Origin of the sequence: Thioclava sp. F36-7 (assembly GCF_002020075.1) — a bacterium.
GTDB classification, from domain to species: domain Bacteria; phylum Pseudomonadota; class Alphaproteobacteria; order Rhodobacterales; family Rhodobacteraceae; genus Thioclava; species Thioclava sediminum.
This window is the reverse complement of sequence record NZ_MPZR01000014.1, coordinates 36,124-52,723: the sequence shown is the minus strand read 5'-3', so window position 1 is coordinate 52,723 and position 16,600 is coordinate 36,124. Positions and strand designations below refer to the sequence as shown.

Genomic DNA, 16,600 nt, shown 5'->3' with positions numbered 1-16,600 from the left:
CCCTCGGCGCAGGCAAGTCGAACCTTGCGATACAAGTCCACGGTGAAAATCCTCCCGCCCTCCCGTCGCCAGAAAGGGCAAAAGTGGCCGACTTTTACGCCGCCCGCAGCCGGATCATCCCGCCGCTACCGTGGCCGACTATTGCGCCGCCGTTCTCACCAGCAGCCGCTCCCGCTGGGGACGTTTGCGAAACACGGCTGCCGCTATTTCGTCCAGCCCGTCAAGACTGCAAACGGCAATGTCCAGAACCTTGATGTCCGCCAGATCCTCTTCTCTTTTCTCTTCTCTCCATCTATGTCCGGACCGTTGCACTGTTGGATCGGGAGGCAGTACTTTCCATTAGATTAAGAAATAAAGTCGCTCCATAGAGATTGCTGAAAAGCAGCTTGTCCCGAAGGCAGATCACTGGGTGTCATTCGTCTCTCGTGATCTGCAAATTCACTTTCGAATACCAATCCGCAAATTGCCGGATTTGCTCATCCGAAAGCTTCGCCGCGATCTCCGACATGATTTCATGCTTTCGGGCCCCGATCCGAAATGCTCTGAGCTGCGTGACGATATACGTATTCGCTTCTCCCGCCAGGTTCGGCGCATTCAGTGCAACCGAGATTCCATTGATACCGTGACAGGAGACACATTCAGATGGAGCATCCTCTTCGCTCACTCCGGCGGGAAGCGAGGCGCTGGCGGTATGGGATGCATACCAGGCCGCAACATCGGAAATTTGCTGGGCAGAAAGGGTTGACGCCACGACGGTCATCATCTCGTGCTCGCGCGCGCCGGTCTTGAAAGCCATGAGTTGAGCCTCAAGATACTCTTTCGGCTCCCCTCCGATGTTGGGTGCGATAGGCATGCGTGCAAGGCCGTCAATGCCATGACAGGTCTGGCACATTTTCGCGACCTTCTGACCCTCAACGGGATCATCGGCGAAAGCGGGTGTCCCCCCGGCGAGCATAAGCCCGCCGAGGATCGTGAATGCCGCCAGTCTCATTGAGGGCTCACAGGATTGTAAGCGATCCGCCAGATCGCGCCTGCGAAGTCATCGGAAACCAGCATTGAGCCGTCCGGCAGGAAGGCGATATCCATCGGACGCCCCCGGTATTCGCCGGTCTCTTGGTTCAGCCAACCTTCGGCAAAGACCTCAGTCGATGCGGCATTTCCCTCTTCATCGAGAGCCGTGAACATCACGCGGGCGCCGACAGGGGTGGTGCGGTTCCAAGAACCGTGTTGGGCTGAAAAGATTCCGCCATGATATTTTTCCGGGAACGAACCCTTGTTGTAGAAGCGCATCCCGAGATCAGCGGCATGTGCGTCCATTTGGACTTGAGGCTCTACGAATTCGACCGCGTCGGGTCTTGGCACATCCTTGTAGGCGGGGATCTCGATACCGCCATTGGTCCAAGGGAACCCGAAATGCTGACCTGCCGCATTCTGGCGGTTCAACTCGCCCGGCGGGATGTCGTCGCCCATCCCGTCGACTTGGTTATCGGTGAACCAAAGTTCGCCATTGGCCGGGTTGAAATCATGCCCGACCGAATTGCGGATGCCGCGTGTGTAGACCTCGCGTCCGGAGCCGTCGGTGTTCATCCGAATGATGCCGCCGATGCCGATCTTGTCATACATCTCGAGCTTGTCTGCCGGCTGCACGTTATGCGGCTGGCCCAGCGAGATATAGAGCTTCCCGTCTGGACCGATGCGACAGACCCGGGCAGTATGGTTGAAGCTTTCCTCCTCGGCGGGGATGAGTTGGCCCTGCGGCACGACTTCGCCGACCGCCGGATCTGGTCCTTCGAAGAAGAACTCGGCCGCCGGGAACGTCAGAACGCGGTTTCGCTCAGCGATGAAGAGAAAGCCATCGGGCGAGAAGCAAGGCCCGTTCGGAATATCAAAGTTGACCGAAGGCGCGAAATCCTTGACTTCATCGGCAACGCGATCCCGATCACGATCAACCACTGACCAGACTTTGTCCTTGCGGGTGCCCACGAAAGTTACGGTCCCCTGCGGCGCCACTGCCATCGAGCGCGCATCAGGCACGACAGCATAGAGGCTAACCTCGAATCCCTCAGGCACCTTTATGTGCTGGACGATATCGTGAAGCGCATTGGCGCGTTCTCCCTCCTGATCGACAAAGGTGAAGCTCGCATCTGTCCGCTGCATGTTGGACAGCTTTTCCATATTTTCTTGAGCGATTGCTGGCATAACAATCACCGTCCCGAGCAATAGGCCCGGGAGGAGAGTATTGATTTTCATTCCATCCTCCCAAAATGACGGCCCCGCGCTATTTCGCTTCTCCCTCAAGCGACACGAGGCCGCATACAGGGTGTGTATGGTACGACCCTTCTGTCAACACTTTCGTGATTTTTGCGTGATCTTCTCTTGACCCAAGCGAACGTCGACTTCGAAGCCTACGACTTCTTCCTCTAGCCGGGAGCCGTTCGGAGATCGCATCGAATGAACCTGCGTTCCTTGCCACCGGGGCAGCGGCGCCGGACCGTACATGCTGACAGATATTGGTCCAGTAGCGACCAACCTTCAGCGTCTTCCTCGCCTGTGTAGCGGCAGGTCAACTCTTCACCCGCGGGGTAAGCATAGGCCTCGCCTGCCGGATCAAAGGAAAAATCGGCTTTCACATACATAGCTTTGGCCCCGTTGCCTGAAGTTTCCGGGCGCGGCGCGCTGGTAGTGATCCCCGCTTGATGGCAAGCCAAGATTTGAGACCCACTTAAATATCCTATGTCGGCGATAGCGTGAAGCCCGTCGCGATCAGAGCCTTAATTGGTAACGTCGTGCGCCGCGACCAGATACGTCTGGGTATCGACAGCTGCGCGCCAGGCGCAGGTTGACATAACGCGGACATCGGCATCGGTCAGTGACATCCGCCGGTCGGGCGCCTCGGCCAAAGCATTAACCGACCTCAACCGCGCGACCTTCTGCCGGAGGCAGCCCTAACGACTGGGGAGACGGGCGGTCTATAGTTACCATCCCATTAGCTCTGAAGCCTGATCGCAAGCGCGAACTGGTTCGCGGGGGTGTGTAGCGATTGGGCGGTCTCGATCCGAAAGGCCTGTGGGGCTATGGGGTTTGACCGTTCGACGTTTCACTACAAGTCTCGCCGCGCCGATCAGGCTGCTGTCGCCAAGCGGATCCGGGAGATCTGTGAAACGCGGGTGCGGTATGGCTACCGGCGCGTTCACGTCCTGCTCGAATGTGAGGGCTGGAACATCAACATCAAGAAAGTCTATCGGATTTACATGGAGTTGGGATTGCAACTCAGGAACAAGACGCCGAAGCGCCGTGTGAAGGCCAAGCTGCGTGACGACCGGGCCGAGGCGGTCGGCCCGAACGACGTCTGGGCAATGGACTTTGTTCACGATCAGCTTGCGACCGGCAAGAAGCTGAGGGTTCTGACAGTCATCGACACCTTCTCACGGCTCACGTGCCAGTGCTCGATGTCCGGTTCAGCTACCGCGGCGAGGATGTGGTCGCAACGCTGGACCGGGTGTGCCGACAGGCAGGCTATCCGAAGACTATCCGAGTCGATCAGGGCACCGAGTTCGTGTCTCGCGACATGGACCTCTGGGCCTATCAGCGTGGCGTGACCCTCGACTTCTCGCGCCCCGGCAATCCGACCGACAATGCATTCATCGAAGCGTTCAACGGCCGGTTCCGGACCGAGTGCTTGAACCAGCATTGGTTCCTCACCCTTGCGGATGCGGCCGAAAAGTTGGAGGCTTGGCGTAGATACTACAACGAAGACCGATCCCACAGCGCGTTCGGATACAACGTCCCGATCGCCATGCACTTTTCCGATGGCGCAGCCAGCCCGTCGTCCTGATCAAAGGCGGGAAATTCCAGCTTCTGGCAGTCCAACGTTGGGAGCAGGGCACGAAGCCGGGAAAATCTACCTGCGGGCGGCCATAAGCCAAGGGAGCGGATCATACACTAATCGGGCTCCAATCGCTGCTGGATGCAATACCCATGGTCGGTCAGTCGGCGCACAACCCCACCAAACTCGACCTTCCCCAGCAGCGAAACACTCCAGCTAGTAGCGCGAATAGCGTATTGGACCTTCACGTTGCTTTGCGATTGTCATTCGATGATGATACGGGCGCGGACACTCGCGCCCGGGGCGCCGAGGCGTTCGGTAGGCGCCTCGCACCGTCTTTTTGCACCCAGCAGATGCCTACCAAAATGGCGACGGCTGCGAGGATAATGAACACCAGATAGCAAAACAGGATCGTCATCGGCGAGACGTCACCGTTGAACTGCCAGAACACGCCCAAGATGGCTGGCGAATACCATGACGCGACTGAAATTGCGCCTGACACGATGAACGCCGTGGTCAATCCGTGCCCGATACCGGATAGCAGGGTCTTGCCGATCTGGCCGCGCAGCACCGGCAGAATGATCGTGTGAATGAACCAGCCGTTGATTGTAAGGATCACCACAATGGCCAGCTTTGCATACAGCTTGGGGTTCGCCAACTTGTCGGGATCGTAAATCGCGTAATGCATGAGAAACCCGAAGCCGCTGAGCCATAGGATTTTTAACCCCAGACACACCACCTGCGCGGCACTCGCAAAAATTTGCGCTGAGTCTTCGGTGATACTCCGCGGAATCAGGAACTTCAAAAGCATCAAGTCAAGTAGAATCATACCCCCGAGACCGATGGCCAAGCCGATGAAATGGGCAAAACGCAAGGTTGCCTTTAGGGTGCCGGCGAGGTCGTCCGCGAAGTGTTCTATGAGCGTGTTCATGCGAGCTGCGCCCTTCCGTTCGATCAGGCTGTCGACGCGTAGAGGCTCCATCCACGCATCAAGTCGGGCTACTAACTGGATTTTTTGGACCGCGCAACATAGATGATAGTTTTTGTCGGGAATTATTCTGTATTGGGCTATGAAACTTGACGGAAAACGGTACACAAAGAAGCAAAAATCAACGCAGCGTCTCTGGAGCTCGCCCTTCGCACGCTGGTGTGCCGAGAACCCAGGGAACGAACGGGCTCCCTGCACGTTTCCACGCGGAGAGAGGCCCTCGCTGATGACGGTCAGGGTAATAACGGAGGTAAGTCCAATGACCCGCAAACTCGCTACTATTCTCGCTGCTGCTGCCAGCACCACGATGATCGCCGGCACCGCTTTTGCTGAAACCAGCCCGCCGCTTATGGCGACGGCGCAGGGCGACGTGACGATCCATGCAGGGGTCGAAGCCTCGTCGAAAACTGTTGCGACCGTGATGGCCGGCTCGACCATTCCGGTCGAAGGCTGCCTGCCCGACGGCACGATCTGCCAGGTTACCTATGACGGCATGAACGGCTATGCCCCTGCCAGCCAGCTGGGTGTGATGGTCGACGGCCAGATGGCGCTTCTGTCGACGAACCCGCAATCGGTGACGGTGAACCAGATTCAGGTCCCGGGCGATAACGCCAACAAGGACGCTCAGGGTGCCGCGGCGCTGACCGGTGCTGCCGCGGGTGGTGCGGCCGGTGCGGCCGTGGGCGGTCCCGTGGGGGCCGTGGTCGGCGCGCTCGTCGGTGCCGCAGGTGTCGGCGCTGCCGCCAAGCCCGAACCCACCACGATCACCTGGGTTGAGAAGCACCCTGTCGCACCGGTCTATCTGAAAGGCGAAGTCGCGACCGGCAAGGTCGTTCCGGATGTGGTGACGCTGACGCCGGTGCCCGACAGCACCTATGCCTACGGCAACATCAACGACCGCACGGTCTTCGTGAATCCCGACAACCGCGCGATCGTCTACATCGTCCCGGCCTCGTAAGGCCCCGAGACGGAAAGCGACATGAGAGCCGGCGCGTCATCGCTGGCTCGTTCCGGCTTTTGGGACACAAATGCAACGGCTACCGAGGAAACTCTCGGTAGCCGTTTGATTTTATACAAGGAAAATTCGGCGCCGGTTAGATGCATCTCGGGAGATTTGTCCCGGTGCAACACATAGCAGAAAAAATTGTTTCGGGACTTCGGGGTAGGAAAAACCGGCCAACATCCCGTGCGGCCCTGGAGGCCATCTTGACAGAGAAATACCGAAAGATCGGAGATCGAATGGTCAAGATGTCAACGGCAGAGTAAAAGTGGGCCAAAGGGCAGTGCAAAATGTTGCCACTTTGGGGTTGGAACACTCACCGTATAGATAAGCGCCAGCATCCGGGTGGCCGCGCTTGTCATATAGCTGGCGGCTGCCCGGATGCTTTGGCCCGTAAGGGCCAATCTGTGCTGATTGGGGTTCAGGTTTTGGGCGTTGCCTGACGCGCCTTGCTTTGTCCTAAGCGGTAGCTTTCGCCATTCATCTCCAGGATGTTGACGTGGTGGGTCAGGCGGTCGAGGAGCGCGCCAGTCAGGCGTTCTGACCCAAATGTTTCGGTCCATTCATCGAAGGGCAAGTTGCTTGTGATCAGCGTCGCGCCGCGCTCGTAGCGTTGGGAGATCAACTCGAACAGAAGCTCGGCCCCGGTTTTGCTCAGCGGCACAAAGCCCAGCTCGTCGATGATCAGCAGCTTGTAACCAACCATCTGTTTTTGAAGCCGCAGGAGCCTGCGTTCATCCCTCGCCTCCATCAGTTCATGAACAAGCGCTGCGGCGGTGACAAAACCGACAGACAGGCCTTTCTGGCATGCCGACAACCCGAGGCCGAGGGCAATGTGGGTTTTGCCGGTGCCTGATGGGCCGAGTGCGATGACATTCTCGCGCCGTTCAATCCATTCGCAGCGCGCCAGCTCCAGCACCTGCATCTTGTTCAAGGCCGGGATCGCCTTGAAGTCGAAGCTGTCCAGGCTTTTGACGGCCGGGAATTTGGCGGCTTTGATCCGTCGTTCGATCATCCGCCGTTCCCGGTCAATCATCTCCAGTTCGATCAGGCGTGCAAGGAATTGAACGTGATCCAGCCCTTCAACCGCAGCCTGCCTGGCCAGTTTGCCATATTCCCGCAACACCGTTGGCAGGCGGAGAGACTTGAGCCGATGATCCAGTAGGATTTGTGGGGCTTCGGTCATGCGGCCTTGCCCCGCTGCATTAGAGACATGTAGCTGGCCGCTGACGTCGTGCCGACATTGGCGCGTGGCAGATACGGATAGACATCCAGATCCAGTTTGGGTGGCCGCTTCTCGACCTGGCACAGCACGAGGTGTTTGACAGCATCAAACCCAATCGCGCCCATGCGCAGTGCATTTTTGACGGCGACATTCAGGTCGGCCATCTCGAACGTTTCCAGCAGCCGCAAGACCTGAACATACTCACGCCGCCCCGCCTTGATCATCCGGGCTTCCATCAGGCGGCGCAGGGTTGCGAACTCTTCGGGCAACTCCCAGCCCGCCAAAGGGGCTGCCTGATCAAGGGCACCGACCTTTTGCTCCAGCAGGGGCAGATAGTGGACAGGGTCAAAGACCATGTCTTCGCGATCCCAGCACCGGGGGTGGCGGGCAATGACATCGCCACCGCAGCCAATAACCACCTGATCGACATAGCCGCGAAGCCAGACATCGCGGTGCCCGTAGGCGACAGGAACCGAATAATCGTTGGTTTTGTAGCGCACCAAGGATTGCGAGTTCACCTGACCGGTGGCCTGATCGCAGGCGTCAAACGGGCACGCGGGCAGATCCATCATAGCGTCAAGATCGCGGGCGAGGCGCTGCCCGATGCTGTCGCCATGCCCGCGCAAGACATCTGATTGACGCTTGCGGCATTGCTCTTCCAGCCAAAGATTGAACGCCTCCCACGTGGCAAAATGAGGGATGGGCACCATGAAGTTGCGTCGGGCATATCCGACAAGACCTTCCACTGCGCCTTTATCGTTGCCCTTGCCCGGACGGCCATAACGATCCTGGATGAAGTAATGCGACAGGAACCCACTGAACAGTTTGGTCCGTTTGCGCGATCCGTCCGGCAGGATCTTCGCAACAAGGCACCGGTCGTTATCGTAGAGAACTGACTGCGGGACACGGCCAAAGAAGGCAAAGGCCTGGACGTGGCCGTCAACCCAAGCCTCGGATACTGCCGCAGGATAAGCCCGGACAAAGCACGCATCGCTGTAAGGCAGATCCAGCGCAAAGAAGTGCGCCTTTTGTTCTACACCACCAATAACCACCATGGCCTCGCCAAAATCTGCCTGCGCATGGCCGGGGGCATGGGCAAGCGGGATAAACATCTCTCGGCTGCGCCGACCATGTTCACGGACATAATTCTTGACCGTCGTGTAGCCGCCCTTGAAGCCGTGCTCGTCCCGCAGCCGTTCAAAAATGCGCTTGGCGGTGTGGCGCTGTTTGCGGGGACGGTTGAGGTCGTCTTGCAACCATTGATCAATGAAGCCGGTGAACCCGTCCAGCTTGGGCCGCTTGATATCTGCCGTTCGTTGATATCCGGGCGGGACCGAAAACATCATCATCTTCTTCACGCTCGCACGCGAGATCCCGAAATGGCTCGCTGCCGCCCGTTCGCTCATACCGCCCCGACGCGCGAGGCGGACCTTCAAATACAAATCCACGACTAAAATCTCCCGCCCTCCCTGCAAACAGAAAGGGCCAAAGTGGCAACATTTTACGCTGCCCGCAGCGAGATTATCACGCCACTTCCGTGGACCACTTTTGCATTGCCGTTCTCAGCCAGTAAAGGCGCCCTGTATTTCACCCGTCCGGACAACGCGGACGCCAAAGCCGGCAACATCAACTCGGCGATTGCCAGGACCGATGGCGATTTCTTCATGGTACTCGATGCCGACTTTGTCCCGCAGCGGAATTTCCTTTACCGGGCAATGGGCCTTTTCGAGGATCCGGATGTCGGGATCGTGCAGATTCCCCATTCCTTTTATAACGCCGACCCGATGCAAACAAACCTCGGTATGCGTCAGGTCATGCCTGACGATCAGAGGCTGTTTTTCGGCTCGATCATGATGGGGCGTGACGGTTGGGACGCGGCGTTCTGCTGCGGATCTAACTCCATCACACGGCGGGGGGCCATCGAAGCCGTAGGCGGCGGTCTTCCAACGGAGTCGATTACCGAAGATATCCTTCTGACCCTAACGTTGCTGCGCAAGGGCTATGTCACCCGCTATCTCAACGAGCGGCTGGCCATCGGACTGGCCCCCGAGTCCCTGTCCGCAATGTACGTGCAGCGTGCACGCTGGGCCCGGGGAGCGATTCAGACGCTTTACCTTCGTAACGGGCCATTCGGACCGGGCCTCAATCCGATGCAGAGAATTCTGTTTTTCCCTTCCTACTGGATTGTGCATCCGGTGATGGTGCTTACGACCCTGCTGGTTCCGACCATCTGCCTCTGGAGCCGCTGGTCGCCGCTTCCGGCTGTGCCTGTTTCGGAACTTGTATCTTACCAGTTACCGGCGCTGTTCGCGACACTTGGAACCCTGAGGCTGCTTGCGCCCAAAAGCTTCTTTCCCTTGGCGGCAACCGTACATTCGGCATTGCTGGCGCCTAGGATCCTGCTGACGGTCGTATCTACCTTGATCCGACCTCACGGCCATGTTTTCAAAGTGACGCCCAAGGGCCGCGCAGCTGATGGCAGAGCGATTGACCGAATGATGGTTTTTATGCCAGCCGCGCTCATTGTCCTGACAGCACTCGGGTTCTTTGCAAACGCCAACTTCAATACCCGATTTGTCATGTCGGTGGAGCAGCTTCCGATTCTCGCGATCTGGGCATTCGTGAGCATGATCGTTTTGTCCGTAGTGCAGGCTGCCGCGATCTCTGCAACCGGCTCCAACCGGGCAGAGCGTTTCCGCGTCGATTTATCAGGAACTGTTGGATCCAAGCCTTCAGAGGCCCTTCCTGTTGAAATCAAGTGGATCTCTATGGAGGCGGCCCGCCTTAGTTTTCCAGATTCCTGCGGCATCGGGGACTCTGTTGACTGGCTGCGCCTCGATCTGCCGGGCATCGGGTCTGTCGCCGCCGAGGTTGAAATGGCTCATGGGCGCGATGTCGAGGTTAAATTGAACATTCCGCCAGGGAAAACCCGTGACGCTTTGCTTCGGGCACTCTTCACGGAGGGCCTGGAAAACGCGACGGAGCCCGCCTCGTCGCTGAAGATCAGCCTGGCGATGATGCAGCGTGTCTTCTTGCGCCGCCGCCCAGCCCGCCAGCAAGGGGATCAACCCGGAGATCAGGTTCGCCGTCCACCGCAATGGCTCGTGGCGGCGACGGCGTGATCTTGATCCGCGGTGGATTACAGCACTTTATGAAATGGAAGAAGATATCCGCAGAACGCTCCCTGTTCAGTGTTTGTGCTCCGGTCAGTTCGCACTGTCCAGCGACTCCGATTATCTGACCGTTCCCCAACGGCATCTGTGTGCCTTGTTGGGTCTGCGATGATCCACAAAGGAGGAAGGTCATGTTGGAGGTTATAAAGATCGGGCTCGATCGCGCTAAGAAAGTGTTTCAGTTGCATGGTGCGGATGTCCCAGGCCGGGCAGGTCTGCGAAAGAAACAGCGGCGAGCGGATAATCCGCCCATTTTTGCGGGGCTCGGTCGTAAAATTTAGGGAATGTCAGCAAATCGTGTTGGCGTCAGACTGCTTAACCCACGCCTGTGCTGTTGAGCGTCAACCGCTTGCATCTCTGTGTCTCTTTGACAGAGATGCAAGCGGCTGCCTGCGTCAGGGCACCATGTGGTAGATATGACCACGCATTCACTGAGCAGGGCGCAGAACCAAGAAGGACAATGTTCATGAAAGACGTCGATCGCACCAGTCTGATCGGATTTCTCGAAGCCATGGATCGCGCAGCGGAGGACCGGCAGACCATCTGCGTCATGGGTGCAGCTGCCCTCATCCTGCTCGGACAGCCAGAGCGACAGACCGGCGACATCGACGTTTGGCGTCCCGGGAGCCAAGTGCTCGATTCCGATCTGCGTCGCCTCGCAGCTGCGAGCGGGCTCTCTTACGACCCGAAAGAATACGAACCCGAAGGCGCCTACCTCCAGATCATCAACCCTGGGATCGTGAATCTCCCCGCCGTGCGGGACGATACCTGGGCAACGGGTGAAGACAGCCGAATTCTCTGGCAGGGTCGGAAACTCACCGTGATCTGCCCGCCGCCGCCGATCATCGCCGCCTCCAAGCTCGTCCGAGCCTCGGAGGTTGACATAGACGACGTGGTCTACCTTATTGGAGCCATTGGTGTTGCAAGGAAGCAGATCCTGCAAGCGGCGGACAAGTTTCCGGATGCCGACCGGGAGACCATACGCGAGAACATGTCGCTGGTGGAAGCCACCCTCCCAGTTGCCGAGCGCCGTGCCCAGAAACGCAAGTCGCGAGAGGATCCTGAACGATGAGCAAGCGGGACGATTGGGTCGCAGGGGTAAGCCTTCTCAGGCAATACCTGTCGGATGATCTGGCACTGGCCAGGGCGATCAAGGATCGCCGATGGTCCGATCTCGCCGCTGTCGCAGAACTCGCGCAGGGCGGCGTAGACCATGACTTGGCCCTGACTGATCCAGCCCTCTACAAGGCACTGCGTGACAGCATCACAAAGTATCACCTTCGCGGCTACGCCTGCCTCGATGCAATCCTGCTCCGACAAAGGGCGGCTCGCGATGCGCGCCCGAAAAGCGTGGCATGATGGCGCAGACCCCGGCTACATGATGATGGCCCGGAACATCTCCAGCGGACCAGTTTTGCGGCGGGCGACCATCCAGCGGGCATAGCCGTCGAGATACTTGCTCGCCGGGCCGCGCCATCGCTTGCTGAACTCTCCCTTCCACTCGGCGTGGAGGCTGTTCACCGTGTTCAGGTGGTAGGCCTTCGGCGTGGATTTCCAGCGACGGCCCGAAACCAGAACCGTATAGGAGATCCCGCGGGCTCGCGCGATGGCCTCATACTGCGGAGCACCATCGAACAGGACCATCGCGTCCGGCGCGACCTGCGGTATGAGAGCCGCTTCGATTGTCGGCTGCCTGTTGTCCATGATGTGCTGGAAGCTGGCTTGTCCGGTTCTATCGACGACACCGAGAGGCGGGCGCAACCATTGCCTGACGATGGACTGTGGCGGCCCCTTACGCCCATACTCATGCCACCGCTTTCGCGGCGGCTGCGGTGAGAACGGCGGCGCAATAGTCGGCCACGGTAGCGGCGGGATGATCCGGCTGCGGGCGGCGTAAAAGTCGGCCACTTTTGCCCTTTCTGGGTAACCGCCCGATTGAGACCGCAGGTTACTTCTGAAGCATAGGGGCGACCAAGATGATCGCCATGCCGGTCAGGCAAAAGATTGCGCCGATGATATCCCATCGGGTCGGGATCTGCCCCTCTACGGCCCAAAGCCATGCGATAGATGCTGTGATGTATATGCCGCCGTAGGCCGCATATGCACGACCGGCAAACTCGACCTCAACACGCGTCAGCAAGTATGCGAACAGGGCGAGGGAGATCGCGCCCGGGATAAGCCAGAGGGCTGAGCGGTCAAGACGTAGCCAGACCCAGAACGCGAAGCAGCCCGCGATCTCGGCGAGAGCAGCCAGGGCATACATGCCGATGGAGGCGAAGGCGCTCATCATGGGCGGGCTGCAGTCCACTGCCACGGCAACAGTTCGTCAAGCCGGTTGATCTTGTGATCATGGATACGGTCGAGGATGTCGGCGAGCCAAGCCTGCGGATCGAGCCCGTTCATCTTGGCGGTTTCAATGAGGGTCATCGCCCTGGCCAGCGTCTCGCCACCGCTATCGGAGCCGGCGAAGAGCCAGTTTTTCCGTCCGATGCCGATCGGGCGCATGGCGCGCTCGGCGGGGTTGTTGTCGATGCCGACGCGACCGTCTTCGAGGAAGAGCTCGAAGGAGGACCAGCGGCTGAGACCGTATCGGAAGGCCTTGGCGAGATCGCTCTTGCCCGGAATGCGCAGCAGCTGGGCCTCGGCCCAAGCCTTGAAGGCATCGACCATGGGGCGGGAGTGCGTCTGGCGCGCGGCCTGTCGCAGTTCGGCGGATTGACCGGCGACCTCGCGCTCGACATCATAAAGCTTGCCGATCCGGTCGAGGGCCTCCCGCGCGAGCTCGGATTTCGTGCTGTCCCAGACATCATGGAAGTCGCGCCGAAGATGCGCCCAGCAGGCGGCCTCGCGGAACTGGCTGCTGCCGTCCGCGCGTGGTTCGTAAAGCAGATTGAAGCCAGCATAGGCGTCCGCCTGAAGGATACCGCCGCTGTCTTGCAGATGTCGCTGAGGATGTTCCCCCTTACGATCCGGGGAGAAGCGGTAGACGACACCGGGCGGCGCGGCGCCGTCCCAAGGACGTTGATCAGAGACATAGGCCCAGACCCGCCCCTGCTTGACCCCTTTGCCGAGGCCGCGGTCCCGGCGTGACCGGTCCAGGACGCGGATCGGAGTGTCGTCCGCGTGCAGCACCGGCGCGGCCATCACCTCGGTCTCGATCCGTTCAATGATAGGGGCGAGCACCTTCATGGCGCGTCCGCACCAGTCCAGCAGCGTGCTGTCCGGGATGTCGACCCCCATACGGGCGTAGATCTCGTTCTGGCGATAGAGCGGAAGGTGATCGTCGAACTTTGAGACAAGGATCTGGGCCAGAAGCCCAGGACCAGCCATGCTGCCGGGGATAGGGCGACTTGGGGCGGCAGGCTGCACCATCTTCTCGCACCGGCGACAGGACTTCTTCACTCGCGCGATCTGGATCACCTTCATCTGCGCCGCGACCATGTCGAGCAACTCGCTGACATCCTCACCCACCACGCGAAGGTCGCCACCACAGTCGGGACAACAGGAGCCGGGATCGAGTTCGCGCCGTTCGCGAGGTGTCGTGTCCGAGACGCGCGGGCGTCGACGAGGCTTGATCTCAACGACAGCGGCATCGATCGCCGCAGGCACTTCCTCCTCGACCGACCCATCACGCTTCTCGGCAACTGCGACCAGCAGGTCTTCGAGCGCCAGTTCGAGCTGCGCGATCTCACGTTCGATCTTTTCCGAGGACTTTCCGAAGGCCTGCTTCTGGAGCTTGGCGATCCGCAAGCGCAGAGCCTGAACCAACTGCTCGTGGGCCTGAAGCGTGGCCGACATGCGTGCATTCTCCGCCTGAAGTGCGGCGATCATCGCCTTCAGGACCGCAGGATCATCAGAGAGAATGTGGGCATCATCGGACATGCCGACTGATACCACGCACAGGTCGAGATGGCCAATAAAACAAGTGGATTCAGGTAGATAACCTACCCGACCCGCGCGGGTGGTGCGCCCCAGTCCGGGCGCCTCCAGTCGATCCCTTCCCAGAGCATCGCCAGCTGGGCGGAGGTCAGCCGCGCAACCCCGGCCTTGGTGTTCGGCCAAGGAAACCGTCCGCGCTCGAGGACCTTGTAATAGAGGCAGAAGCCTTGGCCATCCCAGTAGAGCAGCTTCAGCCGATCCCCCTTTCGCCCCCGGAACGCGAAGACCGCGCCGCTGGTGGGTTTCTGGCGCAGCACATCCTGGGCCAGGGCTGAGAGACCGGCAATTCCTTTCCGCATGTCGGTCGCGCCGCACGCTAGGTAGACCCGGACCCCGGTGCCTGGGCCGATCATGCCGCTTCCACCGCGCGGATCAGCCCGGTCAGCGTCTCACCATCCATGCTGCTGTCGAAACGGAGGCAGCGACCGTTCCCCAAACGCAGCTCGACAAGAACCGGGCGAGCGGGCGGGGAGTGGGCCGGTTCGGACTGGGCACCGAAATCAAGAGGCAGGAAGACTGCTCCCCGATCCGGCGACCAAAGGCCCTTCTTCTTCAGGTCCCGGCGCCAGCCGTAGATTTGCGAGCGCGTGAGCTCATGCCGCTGGGCAACTTGCGTAACCGAAGCCCCGCCAGCACCCACTTCCAGCAAGATCTCGAGCTTCTCCTCGTCGCTCCAACGACGGCGCCGTTCGACACCCAGAACTTCACCCAACATAGCGCCTCCCAATAAGACACGTTCTCTGATTGCGGCTTCGTCAAGTGCGGATCGCGACGTCCGTCCGGGTCATGGTTCTCTCCGAGGTCGCAGCCTTTGCGCCTCACAATGGCGTTCGAGGGCGGATTGTCTCCAATGTCGCTAGCGGGGTTAGGATGTTCGTTCGCCCCAACGTGTCTTGCGAGATCAATCTGCCTCCGTCCCATCAGGACTTCGCTTCCCGCCTTTCCGGCGAGAATTCAGATCAAGCAGTGGCCTCCTTCGTCCAGTGATACTCGGTTTCGTTCTTCCAGAGCGTCAGCATAAGGACGGCGATCTTGCGCGCCGTCGCAACGGCGGCTTTTCGGAAGCCGCGACGGCCAGCCAGGCGCACGGCCCAACTCTTCAGAGCCGAGAACCGTTTGACCTGTCGGATCACGGACGCAGCCGCTTCGAACAGCAAGCCGCGCATGGCGCTATCGCCGCATTTCGAGACCCGTCCGGACCAGTCGATCTCGCCGGACTGGTGCCGCTTCGGCGTGAGGCCGAGGAAGGCGCCGACATCCGACGTCCGACCGAAACGGCTCGGATCATCGATCAGGGCGATGAAGCTAAGCGCATTCACTGGGCCAACGCCCGGAATGGTCATCAGCCGGCGCGCGACTGAATGATCTCGCGCCTTTCGTTTCAAGGCGGCATCGAGATCAGCCGCGGCCTGGCAAAGGGTCGCGTGGGCCGTGATGAACCCGTCCGCAATGACGCGCAGCACCGGGTCTGTTTCGCCCGCCGCGGCGAGCTGATCGCGGAACGCCTGGCGCTGCCGCCCTTGACTGATCCCGGTCATGCGGATGCCAAAGGTTTTCAGGACGCCGCGAATGTGTCCCTCCAGGTCCTTGCGCAACCGGAACAACCGTTCGCGCGCGCCGATTAAGGCGCGCAACCGGTCGGACGCTTCAGTGCGGATATGGACCGGCGTGAACCAACCGGTGCGCGCCAGCTGAGCCAGACCTTCGGCGTCGCCTGCATCGGACTTGTTGAGACGCGCTGACAGGCTCTTGTGCGCCTTCCGGGCATCGATGCAGGTGGCTGCCAAGCCAATGCGCTCGAGACCGCGCTGCAACCAGATCGACAACATGCCGCTCTCATGCACGATGCGGTTCGGCTCGAGCGACCGGTTGCGAAACCAGCCAGCGATGCCCTCGGGATCGGCGGGACACGTGCCACGCGCCACGGTATTGCCGTCCCTGTCCACGACACAGATTGAAATCTCTTTCAGCGACACGTCCAAACCAGCATAATGTTCCAAGGTCGTTCTCCTCACGGTTACTATCCATGAGGCCACCATACCGAACCTCGTTTGCCACCGGAGAGCGACCGCCGCAATCACACCATGTCGCTATACACCTGTCTTATTTCCTGCGTCCGTCGGCAGACAGCCTCAATAGAGCGCTTACTCTTGGACAGGATCTGGCGTAAATTGCGAGATGCGTTGCATCTAATGATCGTGTTGGTTGAGATCATTCCTTTGCCAATAGACTAGCGTCTGTGGCTTGCCGCCGGGGCTGCGCGAGGACCCTGGTATTTGTAGAAGGCCATCCATTCCCGTTGGTCGCTTACGTCTCCGATCCGATCTCCCAAGCGTGTAGGTAGCTGTAATCGTATCTCAGGATTCGCCAAAGATGCTCGATGAAGACGTTGTCGAGGAACCGGCCTTCACGATCCATCAAGATGTGCACGCCGGATTGACGCTGCCCG

Annotated in this window: 15 protein-coding genes and 4 pseudogenes; 6 read left to right on the top strand and 13 right to left on the bottom strand. The window is 59.7% G+C overall.

The window, feature by feature from the left end; genetic code table 11:
* Positions 1–412 precede the first annotated feature (412 nt).
* The 3 genes and pseudogenes from BMI89_RS19265 to BMI89_RS20700 form a co-directional block, all read right to left on the bottom strand.
* A complete protein-coding gene (locus tag BMI89_RS19265; protein ID WP_078572424.1) occupies positions 413–991 on the bottom strand; it encodes a c-type cytochrome in 579 nt (192 codons plus the stop codon).
* A complete protein-coding gene (locus tag BMI89_RS19260; RefSeq protein ID WP_246832077.1) occupies positions 988–2,199 on the bottom strand; it encodes a PQQ-dependent sugar dehydrogenase in 1,212 nt (403 codons plus the stop codon). Before BMI89_RS19260 ends, BMI89_RS19265 begins: the two co-directional genes overlap by 4 nt.
* Before the next feature lie 257 nt (positions 2,200–2,456).
* Positions 2,457–2,951, bottom strand: a pseudogene (locus BMI89_RS20700) (IS5/IS1182 family transposase); the annotation flags it as partial.
* Between the two features lie 75 nt (positions 2,952–3,026).
* On the opposite strand from BMI89_RS20700, the pseudogene BMI89_RS19255 reads away from it, so the two are divergent.
* Positions 3,027–3,835: pseudogene (locus BMI89_RS19255) on the top strand (IS3 family transposase); the annotation flags it as partial.
* Positions 3,836–4,070: 235 nt separating this feature from the next.
* Here the strand turns inward: BMI89_RS19255 and BMI89_RS19250 are convergent.
* A complete protein-coding gene (locus BMI89_RS19250) occupies positions 4,071–4,757 on the bottom strand; it encodes a hypothetical protein (RefSeq protein ID WP_143593960.1) in 687 nt (228 codons plus the stop codon).
* A 316-nt stretch (positions 4,758–5,073) separates the two neighbouring features.
* Here BMI89_RS19250 and BMI89_RS19245 point away from each other — a divergent pair, with 316 nt between their 5' ends.
* Positions 5,074–5,772, top strand: a complete 699-nt coding sequence (locus BMI89_RS19245; protein WP_078572421.1) for a DUF1236 domain-containing protein — start codon at positions 5,074–5,076, stop codon at positions 5,770–5,772.
* Between the two features lie 463 nt (positions 5,773–6,235).
* Here the strand turns inward: BMI89_RS19245 and istB are convergent, their stop codons facing one another.
* Both istB and istA read right to left on the bottom strand, forming a co-directional pair.
* Positions 6,236–7,000, bottom strand: a complete 765-nt coding sequence (gene istB / locus BMI89_RS19240; protein WP_037238752.1) for an IS21-like element helper ATPase IstB — start codon at positions 6,998–7,000, stop codon at positions 6,236–6,238.
* On the bottom strand, positions 6,997–8,445 hold the full coding sequence (gene istA, locus BMI89_RS19235; RefSeq protein WP_078572427.1) for an IS21 family transposase: 1,449 nt from the start codon (positions 8,443–8,445) through the stop codon (positions 6,997–6,999). Before istA ends, istB begins: the two co-directional genes overlap by 4 nt.
* A gap of 84 nt (positions 8,446–8,529) precedes the next feature.
* On the opposite strand from istA, the gene BMI89_RS19230 reads away from it, so the two are divergent.
* From BMI89_RS19230 to BMI89_RS19220, 4 genes and pseudogenes are all read left to right on the top strand, one after another.
* Positions 8,530–10,161, top strand: coding sequence for a cellulose synthase catalytic subunit (locus BMI89_RS19230; protein ID WP_168176846.1), 1,632 nt, complete (start codon positions 8,530–8,532; stop codon positions 10,159–10,161).
* A gap of 182 nt (positions 10,162–10,343) precedes the next feature.
* A pseudogene (locus BMI89_RS21160) lies at positions 10,344–10,448 on the top strand (IS110 family transposase); the annotation flags it as partial.
* 230 nt (positions 10,449–10,678) lie between these two features.
* Positions 10,679–11,284, top strand: a complete 606-nt coding sequence (locus BMI89_RS19225) for a DUF6036 family nucleotidyltransferase (RefSeq protein WP_143593959.1) — start codon at positions 10,679–10,681, stop codon at positions 11,282–11,284.
* Positions 11,281–11,571, top strand: a complete 291-nt coding sequence (locus BMI89_RS19220; protein WP_078572418.1) for a hypothetical protein — start codon at positions 11,281–11,283, stop codon at positions 11,569–11,571. The genes BMI89_RS19225 and BMI89_RS19220 overlap by 4 nt, the downstream gene beginning before the upstream one ends.
* 15 nt (positions 11,572–11,586) lie before the next feature.
* On the opposite strand, the gene BMI89_RS21265 is transcribed toward BMI89_RS19220, so the two are convergent.
* The 7 genes and pseudogenes from BMI89_RS21265 to BMI89_RS21150 all read right to left on the bottom strand — a co-directional run.
* The gene (locus BMI89_RS21265) at positions 11,587–12,120 is read right to left on the bottom strand and encodes a transposase (protein WP_078572417.1); all 534 of its coding nucleotides are present in this window, start codon (positions 12,118–12,120) and stop codon (positions 11,587–11,589) included.
* Between the two features lie 40 nt (positions 12,121–12,160).
* Positions 12,161–12,499: a YnfA family protein gene (locus BMI89_RS19210; protein WP_078572426.1), complete on the bottom strand. Its 339-nt coding sequence runs from the start codon at positions 12,497–12,499 to the stop codon at positions 12,161–12,163.
* Positions 12,499–14,094, bottom strand: coding sequence for an IS66 family transposase (locus BMI89_RS19205; protein ID WP_078572416.1), 1,596 nt, complete (start codon positions 14,092–14,094; stop codon positions 12,499–12,501). Before BMI89_RS19205 ends, BMI89_RS19210 begins: the two co-directional genes overlap by 1 nt.
* Before the next feature lie 62 nt (positions 14,095–14,156).
* Complete coding sequence (gene tnpB, locus BMI89_RS19200; protein WP_078572415.1) at positions 14,157–14,504, bottom strand: IS66 family insertion sequence element accessory protein TnpB; 348 nt, start codon at positions 14,502–14,504, stop codon at positions 14,157–14,159.
* A complete protein-coding gene (locus tag BMI89_RS19195) occupies positions 14,501–14,866 on the bottom strand; it encodes a transposase (RefSeq protein WP_143593956.1) in 366 nt (121 codons plus the stop codon). Before BMI89_RS19195 ends, tnpB begins: the two co-directional genes overlap by 4 nt.
* Positions 14,867–15,110: 244 nt before the next feature.
* Positions 15,111–16,151: an IS110 family transposase gene (locus BMI89_RS19190; RefSeq protein ID WP_078572414.1), complete on the bottom strand. Its 1,041-nt coding sequence runs from the start codon at positions 16,149–16,151 to the stop codon at positions 15,111–15,113.
* Between the two features lie 313 nt (positions 16,152–16,464).
* Positions 16,465–16,596, bottom strand: a pseudogene (locus tag BMI89_RS21150) (IS3 family transposase); the annotation flags it as partial.
* Positions 16,597–16,600: the final 4 nt, after the last annotated feature.